Genomic DNA, 17,429 nt, shown 5'->3' on the forward strand with positions numbered 1-17,429 from the left:
CATCATACTTAAAAACACTTCCCCTGCTCATTCGAGAGACAGCTAAAATGCATATAATCTTTTAGGCTTTTCCACTCCCCTCCCCAACCAAAGCCTTGAGCTTTAAAAGCTTTATAAACAGAGCCATTAGCCGGAATAGAATATGGGCTGCAATTACTACCAGGACAAGGCCTCCAAAAATCACCTACCGTAGTATTACCTTTGATATAGTAATTTTCTACATAATTTATATCTGTTGCCAAGCCAGCAGCGTGAGCAGAAAGATTCCTACTACCCACAGCGTTACGGAAGGAATAACCACCAACAGACTTTATAGGAAACTTTTCTGGATCTTTATATACTTGAGCAAAAGCAGCCTTAAATTTCTCGGCAACACAGCCCTGAACATCTAACGAACTCTTTGAAGCAACCTTAGAAGATCCAGAGAGTTTCCAAACATCAATAGTAATATTAACCATCTTAGCTCCTGCTGCTGCTGGGGTACGCATAGATAAATCACACGGGCCAGCAGATGAGACGGTTCCGCTACCAGAGGGTTGAATACCTTCTTCTACAATTATGCAGTCCTTCCCAAACCCTAGCTCCTCGCAGTTGGCTAAGTTTTTAGCATCAAATATCGGTGGTTGAATCGGTTTGAACGCAACAATATTTGGGTTAATAAAATACAATAGTAAATAACTGCCTAACAAAACCGCCATACCTGTCAAAGCATTCGGTAATACACCCTTTGCCTTTTCTTTTCCGTTTTGACCTCCTAGGATATATAGATAACCAGAATAGACAACAAAAAATACTAACAGTAGTGCGCCAGCAGAAATTCCAAACTTATATAACCGGTTGATGCAACGAACCAAATCTTGACCATCACTATCCTCACTAGGAGCACATACATAATCACGGATACTTTGATCCGCCCCAGCGTTGTAAACTGGTAGGTCGGTAGGCTCTTGAGCAGGAGACTGGCTCAGTGCGGCTGGGCTTGCCGGTTGAGCAAAAACCAATGTTGGGTTGATCGCAACTGTGATAAATCCCAGAAAAATTAATATTTTGGAAAGATATTTATACATTCAATAAAATAAGTAAAATTCAATCACTCAGAAAAATGCCACCACTCATTATTAAATGGGCTAAAGCCAGCTGCTGTCATGGTATCTCTCAATAACTTTGCATCAGCATTACTAGACTTGTAATGTGCGGCGGTAGAAAACTCATCGAAATTAGAAGGCATAGATGCACCAGATATCGTTAAATCTACAGCTTTACCAAGTGGATGATTACCTCCGGTAGCTATGTATGAACCTAAATAACTATTTGGTTGCTTTGCCTGCTTACGTGCCCAATCTACTTTTCCTTTCGCCCATGCAACCATCAGCTCTTGTACAGCTTTTGGTCTATAACAATCGTATATCTCCAAAGTTTTTCCTTTCGCAGTCAAAGCTTGTTGCGCTTTTTTTAACTGGGTAGACATTGTAGAAGTCATATAACATTTTGCCTGTTTATATAAAGCTGTTCCGGTGAAGTTATCACTGGTTGCATATTTCATATTAATTTTAACTCCATGGCTCGATTCTGTGACTTCTGTCATTCCCGATAGCGGCGTTACATCAACTGCGACCGTAGAACCAGATGAGCCACCTCCCCCACCTCCGCCTACACCACCTTTACATGAAGCAATAGAAGACTTCATATTTTCCCAAGTACCACCTTTACCGTCACCTGTTATCCATTGGCCGCCTAGCTTTAATTCGAAGTGTAAATGAGGACCCAAAGCCCCTCTATACAAAGTAGTCTTTCCAATTTGCTGGCCAGCAGTAACTTGATCTCCTGCCGCCACATTGGCATCTATATGAGCGAGGTTCGCACACTGATTAGCATTGGAACATCCAGAACCACCAGACCTTGTATCTCCCGTAATTGTTACATAACCACCGGTGCCATCTCCTAACTCTCTACGAACATCTACTTTCCCGTTAATCGGAGAGTAAACCGGAACTTGATTCCCTTTACCAATAGCTAAGTCTACCGCGCCTTTAGGATCGTCCGGTGAATTAGGAGCACGCCTTACAGTTCTATGGCCTGTGGCACTTGGGTCTGTCCATGAATTATGGACTGTATTATTAAAACTCTTCACGGCTGATGCCTCTATCGGCATAGCACACACCCCACCACCACTTACAACCTGACCAGCATTACCTCCTGTGGTGATAATACAATTTTGATTAAAACCAATTTCTTCACAGCTCGGAAGATTACCGGCATCGAAAATTGGCGGCTGGATCCGTTTAATACTCACTAAATTCGGATTGATAAAATATAGAAGCAAATAACCGCCCAGTAATATGGCCAAGCCAGTACCTGTATTCATTAAGATTTTTTTTGCCTGCTCTTTACCACTTTGTGCGCCACTAATATACAAATACCCAGCATAAACAATAAAAAATACTAGTAGTAATGCCCCAGCAGAAGCTCCAAATTTAAACAGACGATTAATACAAATTATTAGATCCTGGCCTTGAGCCTCTGGGCTTGGGGCACAAAGATAGTCTTTAATGCTTTGATCAACTCCAGCGTTATATACTGGCAGTTCTGGAGGTGCTTCTGCAGGCGGTTGACTCACTGTAGCTGGACTGGCTGGTTGAGCAAATACCAAAATCGGATTGACCGACATAACAGCCAATCCAAAAATCACTATGAATTTTGTCAGTTTATTTGGCAAGTTCACTGTCTATTATTTGCTTGTAATTTTCATATGGCATAACACCTTCTGTTCTTATACCATTAATGAACACTGTAGGTGTAGAATTCACTCCGTACTTTTGACTCAAGTTATTTGATTCCTCTATTAAGTCTTTATATAATCTAGTATCAAAGCACTTATTAAAAATTACTGAGTCTACTCCCAATTCTAAAGCTATCTTCTTTAAATTATCATCGCTGAAAGCGCCTTGATTTTCTCCAAATTGACCATCAAATAGCCTATCATGATACTCCCAAAATTTACCTTGATCCTTTGCACAAACCGCAGCTTCTGCGGCCTTAATTGATTCATCGCCCAGAAAAGCTAAATCCCAGTAAATAAATTTCACTTTTCCTGTCTGAATATATTCGCTCTCCATCTTTGGAAAGATCGTTTTGTGCCATTCACCACAAAACGGGCATTGGAAATCGGCGAATTCAATAACAGTGACTTTTGCGTCATCACTACCCAGTTGAGATTTATATCTTGGAATATCAATTTGAACAGGTGTTTGATCTGTATTAATCTGTGATCCAGAATCTTTATTGACAGAGCCTTGTTCTCTGATCTCCCTTGAGATAAGCCAACCTGCACCTAAAATACTGACTCCAATTAACCATGCAGCAATGATTATAGTTACGATAATTGGACTAAATCGCCCTTTAATCTTTTGTTTATCTTCAGACAACTTCTCGATATCGATATTATTTTGGTGATCCATAATTATTCATTAAATGGTATAAAATCTTCACAAAAACTAAAGCCATAGCTTATCCCTGACATTTCTGGCCAATAGGATGGCGGTATAATCAATGAAATTTTCTGAGAACAAATTGAGTCAGCATCCATTCCAGTGAAATTTAATAACTGTTGTTCTGCATCAATACGTAATTCATTAATAACAGCATTGGTCTGTTGACTAGGTAATAATACAATTAAAAATTCTTTTGTAACTTTGTCATAAGTAATAAAAAAGTTTTCTGTTTCATGAAGAGTTAAAATGTCTCCCTGGGATTTGACTGCCCTCTGTTCAAGTAATGCTTCTAAATTAGTTGGTGTTGTTTCTTTAGTTGGTTCGTTATTGCTCTGAGACCTAACCAAAACAAACACTAAGCCAGACAAGACTGCGATTACAACTATTATTACAATAGCTAACTTTTGTTTTATACTCATAAGATTTTATACTAATTTTTTAAGCATACTTTTATTATCACCTTGGAGGGAAAGTTTTACAAAACTTGCTACGACTAGCAGCAGAATATGGTCCAGGAATTTGACATCGATAAGCTGAGCAAATCCAATCTTTAAAATTACCTCCTCGGCCCTTATAGAGACCGCACGCAACTTTGGTCTGTGCCGCCACATCACCCAAAGCCGAAACACAGGCTTGCAATTCAGCTTTACTCACAGCTAACCGGCAACTAAAATTCTTCCCATTAAACAAAGTTTTTTGACAAGCTTGTGGCATATACGGCTGTCCTTGATGGTAAGTCAAATTAATCTGCCACAAACCATAAGAGAACGATGTTCCGTCGGCACATTTATCTGAACCTGAGGCTATCGTCAAATTTGCACCACCAGCACTTTCTAGATTACAAACCCTTGAAGCATCTTCCGGATTCCACGCGCTACACAACTTCATGTTTTCTACAGAACAAGCACCAGAATTCATAATCTTACAACTCCCAGCGCCAGCTCCACCAGAACCAGTACTTGGATTAAACACTTGGCCACTGCTACCGCCGGTGGTTATGATACATTTATCAGAAAATCCAATCTCCTCACAACTTGGTAGATCGGCCGCATTAAAAATTGGCGGCTGAATCCGTTTAATATTGACCAGCTCTGGGTTAATAAAATTAAGTAATAGGAAGCTACCCAACATCACAGCCATACCAGTAAATGCTGCTTGTAGTGTCTGCTTAGCTTTTGTTTTAGACGCCTCCGAACCAGTCATGTAAATGTAACCAGCGTATACAATAAAGAACACAATCAACACTGCACCCGCAGAAATACCAAAACGATAGAGACGATCAATGCAGTCGAACAAATCTGTCCCAGTACCTTCTGGGGTGCAAAGGTAATCTTTAATGCTCTGATCTACGCCAGCGTTATAAACTGGTAATTCCGTTGGTTCTTGAGCAGCCGGACGCAGCGGGTCTGGTAAGGAATCTTGAGCATTAGCTTGTAAAGGCGCCAAAAAAGCAAAAAACTGAAACACAACAATTGTACTAAGTAAAGCAATCTTTAATTTGCGAGCCCAGGTTTTCATTTATATTTATTTCAAATTAATTAAGCCGCTTTCGCAATTTAGCGGCGGCTTAATTCTATTGTCCCAAGAAGGTCATCGGGTTATAAGTGTATCCCGATGGTACTGAATACGCTCCATAAACATCTGAGTACTTTCCAGGTGTCACGGTGTAGCCGTCGCAGTCAAATACCGAAAAATGTAGATGATAGCCACGTTCTGGACCATAAAGTAAACGAGTAGTATTACCAGTGTTGCCTTCGTAACCAACTAAATCCCCTTTCTCAACCTTAGATCCAGTCTTAACTTTAATCGAACGCATGTGAGCATATAACGTAACTATACAACGAGCTCCGCTTTTTGTTTCAATATTATGTTTTATAGTACACCAATTGCCATATGCCGCTTCGCCAGTATCACACTTAGCCACCGTTCCATCTGCCGCTGCATAAATCGGTTTACCAGCTGGGGCAGCGATGTCGATACCGTTATGAGAATTGTAACCAAGTGAACGGAAACCAGTGTTACCGTAACCTTGTGTTAACACGCCGTCCATTGGCCAAGCTAAAACGCCTTTGCTCACCGAAATAGATTTTTTACCACCCTTAGATTGAGCTGCGGAGTCTAAATCGCTCAACTCTTCTAGAATTTTATACTCTTCGTTTTTAGTCTGACCAAGCAAAGCCTGATAATTCTTTTCTGCACCCTTGGTTTGAGCAAGTAATTGCTCTTTTGCACCGCGCTGGCTTTCTAAAGTATCTTGACTTATAGCTAATTCATCCTTAAGGGATTCGAGTTTAGCCAAAGACTCTTTAAGATCTTTCTGCTGAGTTTCTAATTTAACTTTAATTTCTTTAATACGGGACACTAAAGAATAAACTTGATCCTGAACACTGCGCACATATTGTACTTGATCTAAAAAGCTAGAGAAATCATCCGTGCCTAAACCAATTTGTAAAAAGGAACTGTTATCCAGTTTAGCCAATTGTAAAATCAAAGAAGATAAGATTTTTTTATTCTCATCAATTTCTTCTTGTCGGCGTTGAATCTGAATTTCTAATTCGTTAATTTGAAGAGTTGTATCTTCTCGTTGAGTCTGATTAGCTTCGATTTGCAATTCTAAAGACTTAATCTGATTATCATAAATACTAATCTCATTTTGCAGACTCGCAGACTGGTTACGAGTTTGGCTAATCTGTTGTTGGTAACTATTAATCTGACTCTTAAGTTGCTCCAATTTAAGCTGTAGACGATCTCGGTCGTTGGCACCATAAACAGTCGGGGTTTTGACAATACTATAACTACCCAAAACAGAGGTCACGACAGCCAAAAAAGCTAAACTTCCGATGAGTAGAGTTTTAGCATTTTTTTTACCTGTTTTAGAGGGTTTTTCTTGAATTTTTGTTTCTGATTTACTCGTTATCATTACTGTGATTATAGCACAAAATCAAAGACTTTTGAAGTGTTATTCAAAAGTCTTGAGTGTAATATAGCTATTCTGATTTTAGATACTTAGGATAATAAGTTTATCGCTTTATTTAAGCGATTTATCACATTTTCTTTGCCGCCATTAAGAACCAAACAGCCAGCGACCTCAAATGGACTAGGACTCTTTGCTAAACCCGTTAATGCAACCCGCATTGGCCATAAAACATTGCCAGTATCAAAACCCTGCTCCCCTATCCACTCCTTTATAATCGCTTCTAATTTTTCTGCAACGAAATCTTCAACATCCAAAGCCGAAAGTTTTTCTACCAGAGCTGTGAGCTTAGCGACAGCATCTAGCCTATCAGCTTTCTTCCAAATCACAATTTCTGGATCGTATTCTGGTTCTGCAAAATAAAACTGAGTATCTTCTTTAATCTGTGATAAATTTTTTAAACGCTCCTTCTCAATCTTAACTACTGCTTGTAAAAATTGCTCTGGATAATCTTCGAGTTTAATACCTTGTTCAACGAGATATGGTTTAAGCAATTCCAGTAATCGATCTTCGTTAGTCTGACGAATGTACATACCATTCATCCAATCTAGTTTATGCAAATCTAATACTGCTCCAGACTTGTTAACTTTAACGAGATCGAATTGTTCGATGAGTTCCTGCATGCTGAAAACTTCTTGTTCGGTCTTTGGGTTCCAACCTAAGAAAGCTACAAAATTAACCAACGCTTCTGGCAAATAACCTTTTTGCAAAAAGTCTTCTACAGCCACGTCACCTTGTCGCTTTGATAATTTAGTCTTATCAGGGTTTGTAATCAAAGGTAGATGAGCAAATTGTGGCTTATCCCAGCCAAAAGCTTCGAACAGTAATAAATGCTTGGGAGTAGAAGGAATCCAGTCTTCACCGCGAATAACATGAGTGATTTCCATATAATGATCATCCACCACTACTGCTAAGTGATAAGTTGGAAAACCATCCGATTTTAGCAAAACTTGGTCATCTAAAATCTCATGCTTATAAATAATATCGCCATAAACCAAATCATGCACTATAGTCTGACCCTCTTCTGGTATAGCCTGGCGAATAACAGCATTGGGATTGTCGGCAAGCTTAGAAGAAACTTCATCTTCAGAAAGATTGCGGCAATGACGGTCGTACATTGGCGGCTTTTTAAGAGCAGTTTGCTCTTTGCGTAATTCTTCTAAACGTTCCTGAGTACAAAAACAATAATATGCTTTTTTTAGAGTCACCAATTTCTGTGCGTGTTCTTTGTATAATTCCAACCGTTGGGATTGTACATAAGGACCATGTGCGCCACGATACTCAAGTTGGTGATCACCTGTTAAGCGAGGCCCTTCGTCAAACTCGATGCCTAAAGTCTTCATAACAGATAACAAGTTTTCGACAGCACCATCTATTTTACGACTTTGATCCGTATCCTCAATTCGTAAAATAGCCGTTCCGCCATGATGGCGCGCAAACAGGTACGCAAACAAAGCAGTGCGGAAATTGCCAACATGAACAAACCCGGTTGGGCTAGGTGCAAACCGACTTCTGACAGGCTGATTTGTTGTTATCTCTTGGTTAGACATATATAAAATTTACTATATTTACGGGCTTTTTTCAACAGTTTAAAGGAGGTCTATAAAGCTAAAGCTCGGTGCCGATAAGCTGTGAAAGTTCATTCAAGACAATCTCGGCAGAAGCCCGGCGTTCCGGAGAAATAGTTGCCAGCACTTCTTCCTTACTAAGCCATTTCCATTCGCTAAAATAGCCGTCTTCCAATTTAATTTCAGAGTCATCGCCGAGGAATCTAAAAAATACGGTGCGCTGTTCTTGGCCGCAGTACAATCGGCGGCTCAAAAAGAGGCTGCGATAGCCGTTAGTCCAGTCATACTTGTTAATATGCGTCGCGGTCCCCAAATATTCGACGTTAGCCAAGTTAGCTTCCTCAATCAATTCCCGCTTGGCAGACTGAATCAAATCTTCGTGAGGCTTAACCCCTCCTTGAGGAAACAGCCAAAACTTTTTTCCTGCCAAGCCATATTGCCCATTTTTTATAATCCGCTCCGGGTCGCTGGCAAACAAGAATATTTTGTTGTCATTATTCACTACCACGCAGGAAGCATTGCTGCGATACGGGAAAGTGGAAAAAACTTTAAAGCGAACCAATGAAACTATCAGGCCGAGGGTTGCATTGATGATTCTCCTCCAGCGGCGGGGCTGCGTAACCAATCGGAACAGCCACTCCAGCCCACTATTGCGAATCCAGGACGGCGGATTGCGCTTTACGCCGGCCGCGTAATCGAAAGTGCCGCCCACGCCCATAGCAAGCTTAACCGGCAAATCTGGCAAATGCTGCTTGATCCACTTTTCCTGTCTTGGCTGGCCGTAAGCAATAAACAGCATGTCCGGCGCTGCTTGTTTAATATCCGCAATCAAAGACGGGTCGTCCTTGCTTTTTTGTGAAACCATCACCTGCAGATGGGGATACTTTTTTTGGAGCAAATCGGCTGTCATCTGAGCCGAGTTAAGCTGGTCATTCACTAAGTAAACCGATTTGTTATTTTCGGCTGCTAATTGGATTAGATCAAAAAAAACGTCTGCTCCAGTAATCTTCTCCGGGATATTCTTATACAAATATTTTGGGGTGAGCAAAACGCGAGCCCCGCTAATTACAACATGGATCCAAGTTTCCAACACTTTGCCCCAAAAACTGTGCGGAGCGAAGCGGCCAGCTCAAAAAGCGCTCTGCCCACATAATCGCCACGCCGTCAGCCAAGGCAATGTCGGAACTGTTAAACAAGTCGCGCAATTCCCCACTTCGTAAGGCCGCAAACAAAAATTCTGAGTTGGGAGTAGTAATAAAAGTTTGCCCATTGCCTTCGAGCAAACTTTTTACCTTTGTAAGAACTCAGATTTTGTGACTGCGGATATATATTTAAATTGGCGACTAAAACTTTTTATCCATTCTTTTCTAAGCAGGAATTAAAACTATTTACCTGCTGATTATATTCGTTAACTATTGTTTTGGTCTTGTCGATTAAAACATTGAGCTGCTCTGCTCGGGTATTATGCTCTGCCACAGCAGCCTCGTATTCGGCACGGGTCTTGTAGCGGTTGGCTTGAATCTGCGCGCGCAAAACGGATAGCTGCGCTTCTTGCTCTTCGATTGTTTCGCGGTTGCGGTCGATCTGGCTCTTTAAGCTCACGCTCGGCGTCGGACAGTTAGACATCGGCGCGCCAAATTCCTGCACAGCCAGCCACACTTCTTTGCCTTCAAACATGCCGCGTCCAACAGCTACGCCAATCTCGTTAAATTTGCTATCCAAAATGTTAGCGCGATGGCCAGGACTGTTCATCCAGGCTTCTACCAAAACTTGATCATTTTCGTAATTACCCAAAGCTAAGTTCTCCCCACTACTAAATATTCATAGCCCGCGGCTTTGATAACATCGGAGGGATGCTTGCCATCCGGAGATTCATGTTCAAAAGTATTGCTGTCGAAACATATCGTCCAGTTTTGCTTTAGCAGCTAAATTGAGTTTTGCATTCATACGCAGCGGCATCTGTTTGTACAATTCGCGCTGCTTGTTGGTTTCTTCGATAACTCCGTTTAGGGTGAGATTGCTATTGCTAGCATCCAATGGTCCGCGCAATGGCCCAGATAAAGACTCCGGTACCGGCACTTGCGATAACAACCCATGAAAGTATTGGCCGCTCTTTACCCAATTACCAACACGCTGCGGCAAACCTTCGTAAATAGCTATTCCGCCGAATACCAAAACCAGCAAAATTATCAGAAATTTATTCTTCATACCCAATATTATACCTAGAAATAAGCAAAAATTCTAGGTATAATGAAGCTATGGACTCCCTTAAAGACCTGGCTAAAGCGAAGAAATTCCCGCAAAAGAAAGATCCAAAATTGCACTCTGCCGCTCATGTGCTAGCCGACGAATTAGCTGCTCAATTGTCCGATCCAAAGCACTTTGGATTTTATTTAAAAATGGCAACGACCATGCCGGCAGCCGTACTCAGGGGCTTAGCCGGAAAGGTTTTGGAGAGTCAGAATGTGACCAATAAAGGACGGTTGTTTGCCTATCTCGTTAAACAGTACAATGCAGAGCAAAAAGCTGCAGCCGAGCAAACTAAAACCACCGAGCCAACTAACAAAGTAAAAAGATCATAATGATACTACCAATTTCCAAACTTCCGGCAAAAATTTTGCGCACCCCGACAGAAGAAGTTAATTTGCCTGGCGATAAAAATTTAACCCGACTCATCAACAATATGGTTACTACTTGCAAGGCCGCCAATGGGGTCGGTTTAGCTGCGCCGCAAATTGGGCAAAACTTACAACTGGCCATTATTTATTTAGAAGAAGCCGGCCTGCCGGTGTTCCCTATTATCAATCCGCGCATCACCGAGGTTTCCAAAGAAACAGACGAAATGGAAGAAGGCTGCTTGTCTCTGCCGAACCTGTTCGGCAAAATTACCCGCCCAAAAAAAATTACAGTAGAAGCTTATAACCTGGCCGGCGAAAAATTCGTTCTAACCGATGATACATTTTTAGCACGCGTGCTGCAGCACGAAATCGATCATCTTAATAATATTTTGATTATCGACAAAATGAATGAGGTTACTTCCGGCCACGAGCTAATAAAGCAGTACCAAGACAAGCCGTTTAAGCTTATTGGCGAAAGCAAAACAGAGGATGCCGATAAAATGGCCAACTCTGCCGGCGGAGACGTTGCCGCATGAAATTAATTAAAGACATACTTATCTTTCAGATCGAAGCTACCGGGGTAGACATCGAACGCGATCATATCATCCAACTCTCTGGAATTTTGCTGGACAAAGATAGCCTGCTGGAAAAGAACTACTTTAACTCATACGTAAAGGTGAGTTTTTAGACGGTACCCTGCACAACCATGCCAGCCATTTAGGCATCACCTTCGACGAATTGCGTAAAAGCCCTAAGATTACGGAAGCGATCAAGCAATTTGTAGCGGCATTCGGCTACGAGCCTTTACTGGCAACACAATCGGTTCAGAATTATTTGTTTTTAAAACAAGCCTTTAAAAAGACCTTAACCCCATTCAATTACGACAAGCACTTATTAGACGTATGGTCGCTAAGCTATATCTATATTATCCACTACGGCATTAAGAAAATCCCAACTTTGGACACTCTCGCGACTCATTTTAATCTTAAGCTCAACCGGCCTAATGACGCGCTCGCCAGAGCGCGGCTTACGGCCGAGGTATTTAAACGAATCATTAAAGGCTAAGGCTGTTATAGCCGCGGCAAAAATATACTATGTTCAACAAAGACATTTTAATAATTGATGTAGAGGCCACTGGTGTGGATTTTAACAAGCACGAATTATTAGAGCTAGCCGGTGTTTTATTAGACAAGAAAACTTTGAACGAAAAGAAGCGCTTTGAGAGTTTCGTTAAGCCGACCAAATGGAAGAACCGCGACCCGGAGGCAATGGCCGTAAACAAGATGACGTGGGACATGGTTAAGGGTGCGCCAAGCCTCAAAACTGTGTTAAAAAGTTCGAAAAGACTTTCGGCACTAACGTTATTATCGCCCCTTACGGAACTATAATGGATACGGCCATGCTGCGGACTTCGTATAAAAAGTGGGTATGAAATACAAATACGACTACCATGTGTTCGACATTTGGCCGTTGTGCTATTTATACATGGCAAAAAAGAATTTACTCAAGAACAAAAAGCGATTCTCCGGCTTTTCCTTAAACGACATCGCCAATCATTTTAAAATCAAGATCCCAAGCAATCGCCACACAGCTTTGGCAGACTGTCTATTGAGGCGGCCGTGCTCCGCAAATTAACTAAAACCCTAAAGGTCAAATAATGAAGATAGTTTACTTTGGTACATCCCGCATTGGCGAACCAATTTTAGAAGCTCTTGTCCGAGAACATGAGGTTTTAGCCGTGGTCACTTCTCCAGACAGACCGGTCGGGCGCAAGCAAGTTACAACAGCATCCCCTATTGCAGAACTGGCGAACAAGTATGGCATCCCGACTTTAAAACCGGAGAAAGCAAAAATAATGGCGAACTTGTCGAGCAGCTCAAAGTTTTGATGCGGATATTTTTGTGGTGGTATCTTACGGCAAGATCTTGCCTTTAGAGATCATCAACATTCCCCGCTTAGAACTGTGAATGTGCATTTTTCTTTGCTGCCAAAATATCGCGGAGCAGCGCCAGTTCAGTTTGCATTGCTCAATGGCGAACCAAAAACAGGAACCACCATTTTCGTACTGGACGAAGCCATGGACCGCGGACCGATCCTGTCTGCGGCCGAACTAGGCATCGACCCAACGGATACCAACCCCGTACTACAAGAAAAATTGGCTCAAATATCGGCAGAATTGCTATTAGACACCCTGCCTAAATACCAAACAGGCGCTATAAAGCCAATAGAACAGGACCACGACAAAGCCACCTACACCTCTCTTATATCTAAAACAGACGGCAACGTGGACTGGTCTAAAACAGCTCAAGAAATTTACAACAAATGGCGAGCCTACCAGCCGTGGCCGGGAATCTATACTAACTGGGAAGGGAAAACTTTAAAGATTCTCGAGTGCAAAGTCGGTCCGGCACAAATCGGCGATCCGGGAGAATTTAGAAACAACGCTATTATTTGCGGTAACAATACCAGCCTCGAGCTAATAGGCGTACAGCTGGAAGGCAAAAAACGCAGTGGAATTGGAGGATTTTCTCCGCGGACATTCCAACTTTACTTTGAACAAATAAAAACAGAAGACAACTTCTGTTTTTATTTATCCTACAGTCCCCCTCGCCCAGCAAAAATATACTGGATGTATATAGTCACCTCCTTTTGACTGGTCCTAAACATGGACCTAGCCGCGGCATGTTCCGCCGATTTTCTGAGTGCCGGATTTCCGTGAACGGCCGTGATACTGAAAACTTCGGAATCCATCAGCCTAACCTCGACGATACTCTGACGCCCACCTGCCCATTCTGCACCCCAAGGATATCGCGGCGTCGAAAGATGCAAAACCGTCACTGTGTCCGGAAGCATCAACGTCGACACCTCCACCATGTCTCTGTCGCGAGGCATTTTATGACCGCACCCGAATTACTACCACTGCTGCGTTGAGTGCGCTTTTTTGGGCATGCACACCAGAAAAACCAATTAACAGAATTACCAGACCGATAAGCAAGCTAAACTTCATATTCCCTCCTGTGGTTGCTATTATTATACGAAATTTTGCCGAACAGGCAAATAAAAAACTTCCTTAATAGCTAAGGAAGTTCGTTAAATAATAATCAGCGCTGCTTATTGCGCACATGCTCTTCGAAAGTTTTACTAAATACCGCTTCGCCGGAAGGCTGCTTGTGCAGGAAGTAATAGTAATCAGATTTGGTCGGGTTCAGCGCGGCTTGAATACTACCCAAAGACGGATTGCCAATTGGTCCCGGCGGCAAGCCTGCATATCTGTAAGTATTGTATGGCGAGTTAACCTGCGTGTCCCTAATAGAAACGCCGGGGTCGCTCTTGCCGGTCACATAATTTACCGTCGCATCGCTCTCTAGCGCCTGACCGATCAGCATGCGGTTATAAAAGACGCCTGCTACCAATCCGCGTTCTTCGGCTAAGCTCATATTGCTGCTATCCCCGCTTTCTAATTCGATGATAGAAGCCAACACCAGCACATCATACAAAGACAAGCCCGACTGCCCATCGCCACCTATCGGTTTTAAATTCTCGTATCCAGGGATGATAAACTTATCATCACTAACTGTGACGCCTATAGAAGACATGCGCCTCACAAAATTCTTCAGCATGGTATCTATCACGCTAGCGGGAGTGGCATCTTTGGCAAAGCGATAAGTATCCGGAAACAAGTAACCTTCCAATAAAGTTTTGCCTGGCTTTTGAATAATCGGAAAATTGGTAGTGTCAAAGTTTTCCACCGCTTCCATAAACTGATCTTTGTTAAACATGCCTGCATCTTCCAGCTTTTCCGCAATCTCTTCGGTGTTAAGGCCTTCAATAATAGTAACCTTAACTTCTTCTGCTTTCTTTTGCATCTCGGCAACGCGCTGGGCCTGGTCGGAGCGATAATCTTTAAGCATCTTAAACATCCCCAGAAATATGAGGATCATAAAAATGAGCAATAAAAACGGCCAGAACTTTCTGATCATGGATTTATTATAGCATTTTTGATTAGACAGACTTGTCCACAAATTTATTTCATAATTTAAAAGGCTGCCCTGTTTTGGGTGCATAAGTGACCAGGCTAGAATCTATTTCGACAATCCCTAACTGAATTCCTCCCTGCGGGTAAGGTATATAGATAAGGATAAGCTAGCTTGCACAAAGCCCAGTGTTGTGATAAAAGTATAGGATAAGAAATCCTGATGGATTTCTTAAAATTGCATATTTACAACCAAAAAGGAGGTAAGTTATGAAATCCAAGAATGAGTATTTTATGGCAGCCAATTCGGAGCCACGTGCAATAATCACAGGGATGACCACTGGCCGTGAATTTTCTGTTCGTGAATATACGTACGGAGTCCTTGTGCCAGACAGCAGTCACCCACTCTCGTGCGTCAGCGTGTCTAACAGCTCGTTGAGCATAGATCTATGGGTTGGATGCTCTTGGCAGTGTAGATATTGCCACGTCCAAGACACGCATCAAGATCTCGCAGATCAGGGCACAATGCCCAAAAGACCGAGGCAACGCACTCAGTTCACTGTTGATCAAATCATTGATGAACTGATTAAACATCCATTTTTTGTTGCTGATGAGACAATCATCAGCATTGGAACAGCAAGCACTGAACCGTTTGCACCCGGACCTGTTACTGACAGTACGTTTGAGATTATGGATGCATTCGTGCGTCGAGGTCTTCGAAACCCTTTCTGGATCGTCACTAAAGGCGGTGTTCCGAAAGGAAAAAAGAAGACATTGCCCGTATTACAAACGCAACACGGGGCCTGATGTTGTCTCTATGTTGGGCAGATAATCCTAATACGATTGAGCCCGCTCGCAACAATCGCTTCCTTAACGCAGAAGAGGCAAAAGAGGCTGGCGCTACTATCGCATGGTACATGCGGCCGATAGTTCCTGAATGGAGCGGGAACAGGAATCGCATCGAAATGATGATGCTCTGGGCCAAGAAGCACTACGGCAACGTCATTGATATGATCATACCCGGAGGATTGCGTTGGACTGAAGGTATTGAGAATGGACTGGTGGGAATTCATAAACTCCCCATGCCAAACATTCCACGGGATGACAATGTAAAGATGCTACCTCAAGATCTGATAGACTTTACCTTTTCCTTGAGCGCCGAACACTTCCCTGGAATTCCTGTATACCTCAAATCCTCTTGCGCACTTACTAGGATGCTCAAGATCCCAAGTATTACTTCGGTTCATGCATTTGCCAAACACGAATGCGAGGAGTCTCGTTGCCCTATTGCTCAGCGACAAATCTGCGCTAACGGAGCAGCATATTCCATGAGCACAGAACGAGCCCAGGCAATATTAGATGATCTCGGGATTCCAGCTCATGTCCTGAGCTGGGATATTAACCACGGACTTGTCACTTACCCCGAGATGAACAAGTTCACCTACGCAGTCAGGCAGACTATATTCAAACATTTGGCAATGGGAGATTCACATGAAGTTGTATAATGAAATCAAAGATCACTTCAGAACCTACGGTTTCAACTGGCAAGACAGTGTTCCGATCTTGAGTTCAAATCCTAAACTCCTGTTCAATATTTCAGGCGGTGTAATATTCGAAAGCACGATCTCTGATGGAGTGACCCCAGAGAAAGCCCGTGTCGTTTCGGTGCAAACCTGCCTCAGAACTGATGGCTGGGAAAAGATAGGATACTCAGGACGGCATCATCTGGCATTCGACATGCTAGGCCACTTTTCCCTATACGAAGACAAAGAAGACAAGGTGAAAGGTGTGATGATAGAAAGTGCTTGGAACTATTTGACCCAACGTCTGGGCATTAATCCGGGCCTCTTATCGGCAACCGTTCATCCGCAAGACACAACATCGCAAAAATTTGGAAAAAATTTCGGTGTAAAGACTGCCGCTAACGATGGCAATGTCACTTACACTCCGACCAGAAACAGATGCGGCGTCCGCACGGGAGATTGTCTGGCAAAATCCGCATACGAATAAATCAATCGAACTCTGGAACTTGGTTTTTACCCAGTTTGAGGGAGATGCTCTATTCAAATCTCCGTTGGAAACAATCGCTGCCGATTCTGGAGCCAGTATTGATCGCATCGTCACTGCAATCGAATGTAGCCGAAGCGATTATGAAAACTCCAACTGGAAAGGCATAGTCGAATCAATCACTGAGCGATCCAAAGTTCAAGATCAAGCCATCATGTGTCGCTTAGCCGATCTAGGTAAAGCATCAACGCTGCTAGTATCTCAAGGGCTTAGACCTGGAAACAAAGCAGCTGAATACGTTCTTCGGAAACTCATCCGAGAGGCTTACATTCTCTGTCGGCAAACCTCGATTCAATTCGATGAGTTTGCTGCGATATCAGAAAGTCATTGGTCTCCGTCCGCTGCGGTTCAAACCGTACTTATCGAAGAAGTGTCAAAGTTCGAGAAAGGTCTCGAACGTGGGAAAAGAGAATATCAAAACTCATATCCCGCAAGACAATTCCCTTGTCGAATCGGATATAAAATATCTAGCATCTACGTTCGGCTTTCCAAAAGCTTTAATCGAACTCGAGGAATCGAAACGAAAGGAGGCGAAATGAAAAATCTCGTTTCCGAACTTGCTCGCATTCTGCGTGAACTACAAGGCTTACAAGTGCTAGTACATGTCGGATTGAAAAGAGATTCTTCTAAGGACAAAGTCGATCTCTTAGCGGGCTGTGATCAGGGAAGGATTGAAACATATTCCCCCTCATTGATTCCCTCCTAAGAAAACGATGGCCCGTTGGGAACTTCTCCGTT

General features: G+C 42.6%; 24 protein-coding genes. 12 read left to right on the plus strand and 12 right to left on the minus strand.

Features of this window, described 5'->3' with window-relative positions; translation table 11 throughout:
• Window positions 1–8: 8 nt before the first annotated feature.
• From IPM19_02755 to IPM19_02805, 11 genes are all read right to left on the minus strand, one after another.
• Window positions 9–1,067, minus strand: coding sequence for a M15 family metallopeptidase (locus IPM19_02755; GenBank protein QQS22528.1), 1,059 nt, complete (start codon window positions 1,065–1,067; stop codon window positions 9–11).
• A gap of 23 nt (window positions 1,068–1,090) precedes the next feature.
• Window positions 1,091–2,722, minus strand: a complete 1,632-nt coding sequence (locus IPM19_02760; GenBank protein QQS22529.1) for a peptidoglycan DD-metalloendopeptidase family protein — start codon at window positions 2,720–2,722, stop codon at window positions 1,091–1,093.
• Window positions 2,706–3,458, minus strand: a complete 753-nt coding sequence (locus IPM19_02765) for a DsbA family protein (protein QQS22530.1) — start codon at window positions 3,456–3,458, stop codon at window positions 2,706–2,708. The genes IPM19_02760 and IPM19_02765 overlap by 17 nt, the downstream gene beginning before the upstream one ends.
• Before the next feature lie 2 nt (window positions 3,459–3,460).
• Complete coding sequence (locus tag IPM19_02770; protein ID QQS22531.1) at window positions 3,461–3,910, minus strand: hypothetical protein; 450 nt, start codon at window positions 3,908–3,910, stop codon at window positions 3,461–3,463.
• Between the two features lie 37 nt (window positions 3,911–3,947).
• Window positions 3,948–5,009, minus strand: a complete 1,062-nt coding sequence (locus tag IPM19_02775; protein ID QQS22532.1) for a hypothetical protein — start codon at window positions 5,007–5,009, stop codon at window positions 3,948–3,950.
• A 55-nt stretch (window positions 5,010–5,064) separates the two neighbouring features.
• Window positions 5,065–6,411, minus strand: a complete 1,347-nt coding sequence (locus IPM19_02780; protein ID QQS22533.1) for a peptidoglycan DD-metalloendopeptidase family protein — start codon at window positions 6,409–6,411, stop codon at window positions 5,065–5,067.
• An 86-nt stretch (window positions 6,412–6,497) separates the two neighbouring features.
• Window positions 6,498–8,015, minus strand: a complete 1,518-nt coding sequence (locus tag IPM19_02785) for a glutamate--tRNA ligase (GenBank protein ID QQS22534.1) — start codon at window positions 8,013–8,015, stop codon at window positions 6,498–6,500.
• 58 nt (window positions 8,016–8,073) lie between these two features.
• Complete coding sequence (locus IPM19_02790; GenBank protein ID QQS22535.1) at window positions 8,074–9,126, minus strand: WecB/TagA/CpsF family glycosyltransferase; 1,053 nt, start codon at window positions 9,124–9,126, stop codon at window positions 8,074–8,076.
• On the minus strand, window positions 9,095–9,316 hold the full coding sequence (locus IPM19_02795; GenBank protein ID QQS22536.1) for a hypothetical protein: 222 nt from the start codon (window positions 9,314–9,316) through the stop codon (window positions 9,095–9,097). The genes IPM19_02790 and IPM19_02795 overlap by 32 nt, the downstream gene beginning before the upstream one ends.
• Window positions 9,317–9,386: 70 nt before the next feature.
• Window positions 9,387–9,827: a hypothetical protein gene (locus IPM19_02800; GenBank protein ID QQS22537.1), complete on the minus strand. Its 441-nt coding sequence runs from the start codon at window positions 9,825–9,827 to the stop codon at window positions 9,387–9,389.
• An 84-nt stretch (window positions 9,828–9,911) separates the two neighbouring features.
• The gene (locus IPM19_02805; protein ID QQS22538.1) at window positions 9,912–10,241 is read right to left on the minus strand and encodes a hypothetical protein; all 330 of its coding nucleotides are present in this window, start codon (window positions 10,239–10,241) and stop codon (window positions 9,912–9,914) included.
• A gap of 50 nt (window positions 10,242–10,291) precedes the next feature.
• On the opposite strand from IPM19_02805, the gene IPM19_02810 reads away from it, so the two are divergent.
• From IPM19_02810 to IPM19_02845, 8 genes are all read left to right on the plus strand, one after another.
• Window positions 10,292–10,615, plus strand: coding sequence for a hypothetical protein (locus IPM19_02810; GenBank protein QQS22539.1), 324 nt, complete (start codon window positions 10,292–10,294; stop codon window positions 10,613–10,615).
• The gene (gene def, locus IPM19_02815; protein ID QQS22540.1) at window positions 10,615–11,187 is read left to right on the plus strand and encodes a peptide deformylase; all 573 of its coding nucleotides are present in this window, start codon (window positions 10,615–10,617) and stop codon (window positions 11,185–11,187) included. The genes IPM19_02810 and def overlap by 1 nt, the downstream gene beginning before the upstream one ends.
• Window positions 11,184–11,339, plus strand: coding sequence for a hypothetical protein (locus tag IPM19_02820; GenBank protein ID QQS22541.1), 156 nt, complete (start codon window positions 11,184–11,186; stop codon window positions 11,337–11,339). The genes def and IPM19_02820 overlap by 4 nt, the downstream gene beginning before the upstream one ends.
• Before the next feature lie 50 nt (window positions 11,340–11,389).
• Window positions 11,390–11,716, plus strand: a complete 327-nt coding sequence (locus IPM19_02825; GenBank protein QQS22542.1) for a hypothetical protein — start codon at window positions 11,390–11,392, stop codon at window positions 11,714–11,716.
• A gap of 29 nt (window positions 11,717–11,745) precedes the next feature.
• On the plus strand, window positions 11,746–12,039 hold the full coding sequence (locus tag IPM19_02830) for a hypothetical protein (protein ID QQS22543.1): 294 nt from the start codon (window positions 11,746–11,748) through the stop codon (window positions 12,037–12,039).
• Between the two features lie 40 nt (window positions 12,040–12,079).
• Window positions 12,080–12,286: a hypothetical protein gene (locus IPM19_02835; protein QQS22544.1), complete on the plus strand. Its 207-nt coding sequence runs from the start codon at window positions 12,080–12,082 to the stop codon at window positions 12,284–12,286.
• 22 nt (window positions 12,287–12,308) lie between these two features.
• On the plus strand, window positions 12,309–12,539 hold the full coding sequence (locus IPM19_02840; protein ID QQS22545.1) for a hypothetical protein: 231 nt from the start codon (window positions 12,309–12,311) through the stop codon (window positions 12,537–12,539).
• A gap of 81 nt (window positions 12,540–12,620) precedes the next feature.
• Window positions 12,621–13,304, plus strand: coding sequence for a hypothetical protein (locus IPM19_02845; protein ID QQS22546.1), 684 nt, complete (start codon window positions 12,621–12,623; stop codon window positions 13,302–13,304).
• Between the two features lie 448 nt (window positions 13,305–13,752).
• Here the strand turns inward: IPM19_02845 and mltG are convergent, their stop codons facing one another.
• Entirely contained in the window at window positions 13,753–14,631 is an 879-nt protein-coding gene (mltG, locus tag IPM19_02850; GenBank protein QQS22547.1) for an endolytic transglycosylase MltG, read from the minus strand.
• Between the two features lie 263 nt (window positions 14,632–14,894).
• Between mltG and IPM19_02855 the strand changes: the two genes are divergently transcribed.
• Genes IPM19_02855 through IPM19_02870 form a run of 4 tightly spaced genes read left to right on the plus strand, consistent with a single transcriptional unit; the run spans window position 14,895 to window position 17,397 of the window.
• Complete coding sequence (locus IPM19_02855) at window positions 14,895–15,431, plus strand: hypothetical protein (GenBank protein QQS22548.1); 537 nt, start codon at window positions 14,895–14,897, stop codon at window positions 15,429–15,431.
• A complete protein-coding gene (locus IPM19_02860) occupies window positions 15,431–16,129 on the plus strand; it encodes a hypothetical protein (GenBank protein ID QQS22549.1) in 699 nt (232 codons plus the stop codon). The genes IPM19_02855 and IPM19_02860 overlap by 1 nt, the downstream gene beginning before the upstream one ends.
• Window positions 16,116–16,634: a hypothetical protein gene (locus tag IPM19_02865; protein ID QQS22550.1), complete on the plus strand. Its 519-nt coding sequence runs from the start codon at window positions 16,116–16,118 to the stop codon at window positions 16,632–16,634. Before IPM19_02860 ends, IPM19_02865 begins: the two co-directional genes overlap by 14 nt.
• Window positions 16,558–17,397, plus strand: coding sequence for a hypothetical protein (locus IPM19_02870; GenBank protein QQS22551.1), 840 nt, complete (start codon window positions 16,558–16,560; stop codon window positions 17,395–17,397). Before IPM19_02865 ends, IPM19_02870 begins: the two co-directional genes overlap by 77 nt.
• The last annotated feature ends 32 nt before the right edge of the window (window positions 17,398–17,429 follow it).

This window comes from bacterium (genome assembly GCA_016699995.1).
Classification (GTDB): Bacteria; Patescibacteriota; Doudnabacteria; order UBA920; family UBA920; genus UBA920.

Excerpts from the sequence above, each read along its gene's own strand:
- IPM19_02755 (QQS22528.1), bottom strand. The coding sequence starts at position 1,067 with ATGTATAAATATCTTTCCAAAATATTAATTTTTCTGGGATTTATCACA.
- IPM19_02765 (QQS22530.1), bottom strand. The coding sequence starts at position 3,458 with ATGGATCACCAAAATAATATCGATATCGAGAAGTTGTCTGAAGATAAA.
- IPM19_02770 (QQS22531.1), bottom strand. The coding sequence starts at position 3,910 with ATGAGTATAAAACAAAAGTTAGCTATTGTAATAATAGTTGTAATCGCA.
- IPM19_02775 (QQS22532.1), bottom strand. The coding sequence starts at position 5,009 with ATGAAAACCTGGGCTCGCAAATTAAAGATTGCTTTACTTAGTACAATT.
- IPM19_02780 (QQS22533.1), bottom strand. The coding sequence starts at position 6,411 with ATGATAACGAGTAAATCAGAAACAAAAATTCAAGAAAAACCCTCTAAA.
- IPM19_02785 (QQS22534.1), bottom strand. The coding sequence starts at position 8,015 with ATGTCTAACCAAGAGATAACAACAAATCAGCCTGTCAGAAGTCGGTTT.
- IPM19_02805 (QQS22538.1), bottom strand. The coding sequence starts at position 10,241 with ATGAAGAATAAATTTCTGATAATTTTGCTGGTTTTGGTATTCGGCGGA.
- IPM19_02810 (QQS22539.1), top strand. The coding sequence starts at position 10,292 with ATGGACTCCCTTAAAGACCTGGCTAAAGCGAAGAAATTCCCGCAAAAG.
- def (QQS22540.1), top strand. The coding sequence starts at position 10,615 with ATGATACTACCAATTTCCAAACTTCCGGCAAAAATTTTGCGCACCCCG.
- IPM19_02820 (QQS22541.1), top strand. The coding sequence starts at position 11,184 with ATGAAATTAATTAAAGACATACTTATCTTTCAGATCGAAGCTACCGGG.
- IPM19_02830 (QQS22543.1), top strand. The coding sequence starts at position 11,746 with ATGTTCAACAAAGACATTTTAATAATTGATGTAGAGGCCACTGGTGTG.
- IPM19_02835 (QQS22544.1), top strand. The coding sequence starts at position 12,080 with ATGAAATACAAATACGACTACCATGTGTTCGACATTTGGCCGTTGTGC.
- IPM19_02840 (QQS22545.1), top strand. The coding sequence starts at position 12,309 with ATGAAGATAGTTTACTTTGGTACATCCCGCATTGGCGAACCAATTTTA.
- mltG (QQS22547.1), bottom strand. The coding sequence starts at position 14,631 with ATGATCAGAAAGTTCTGGCCGTTTTTATTGCTCATTTTTATGATCCTC.
- IPM19_02855 (QQS22548.1), top strand. The coding sequence starts at position 14,895 with ATGAAATCCAAGAATGAGTATTTTATGGCAGCCAATTCGGAGCCACGT.
- IPM19_02860 (QQS22549.1), top strand. The coding sequence starts at position 15,431 with ATGTTGTCTCTATGTTGGGCAGATAATCCTAATACGATTGAGCCCGCT.
- IPM19_02865 (QQS22550.1), top strand. The coding sequence starts at position 16,116 with ATGAAGTTGTATAATGAAATCAAAGATCACTTCAGAACCTACGGTTTC.
- IPM19_02870 (QQS22551.1), top strand. The coding sequence starts at position 16,558 with ATGTCACTTACACTCCGACCAGAAACAGATGCGGCGTCCGCACGGGAG.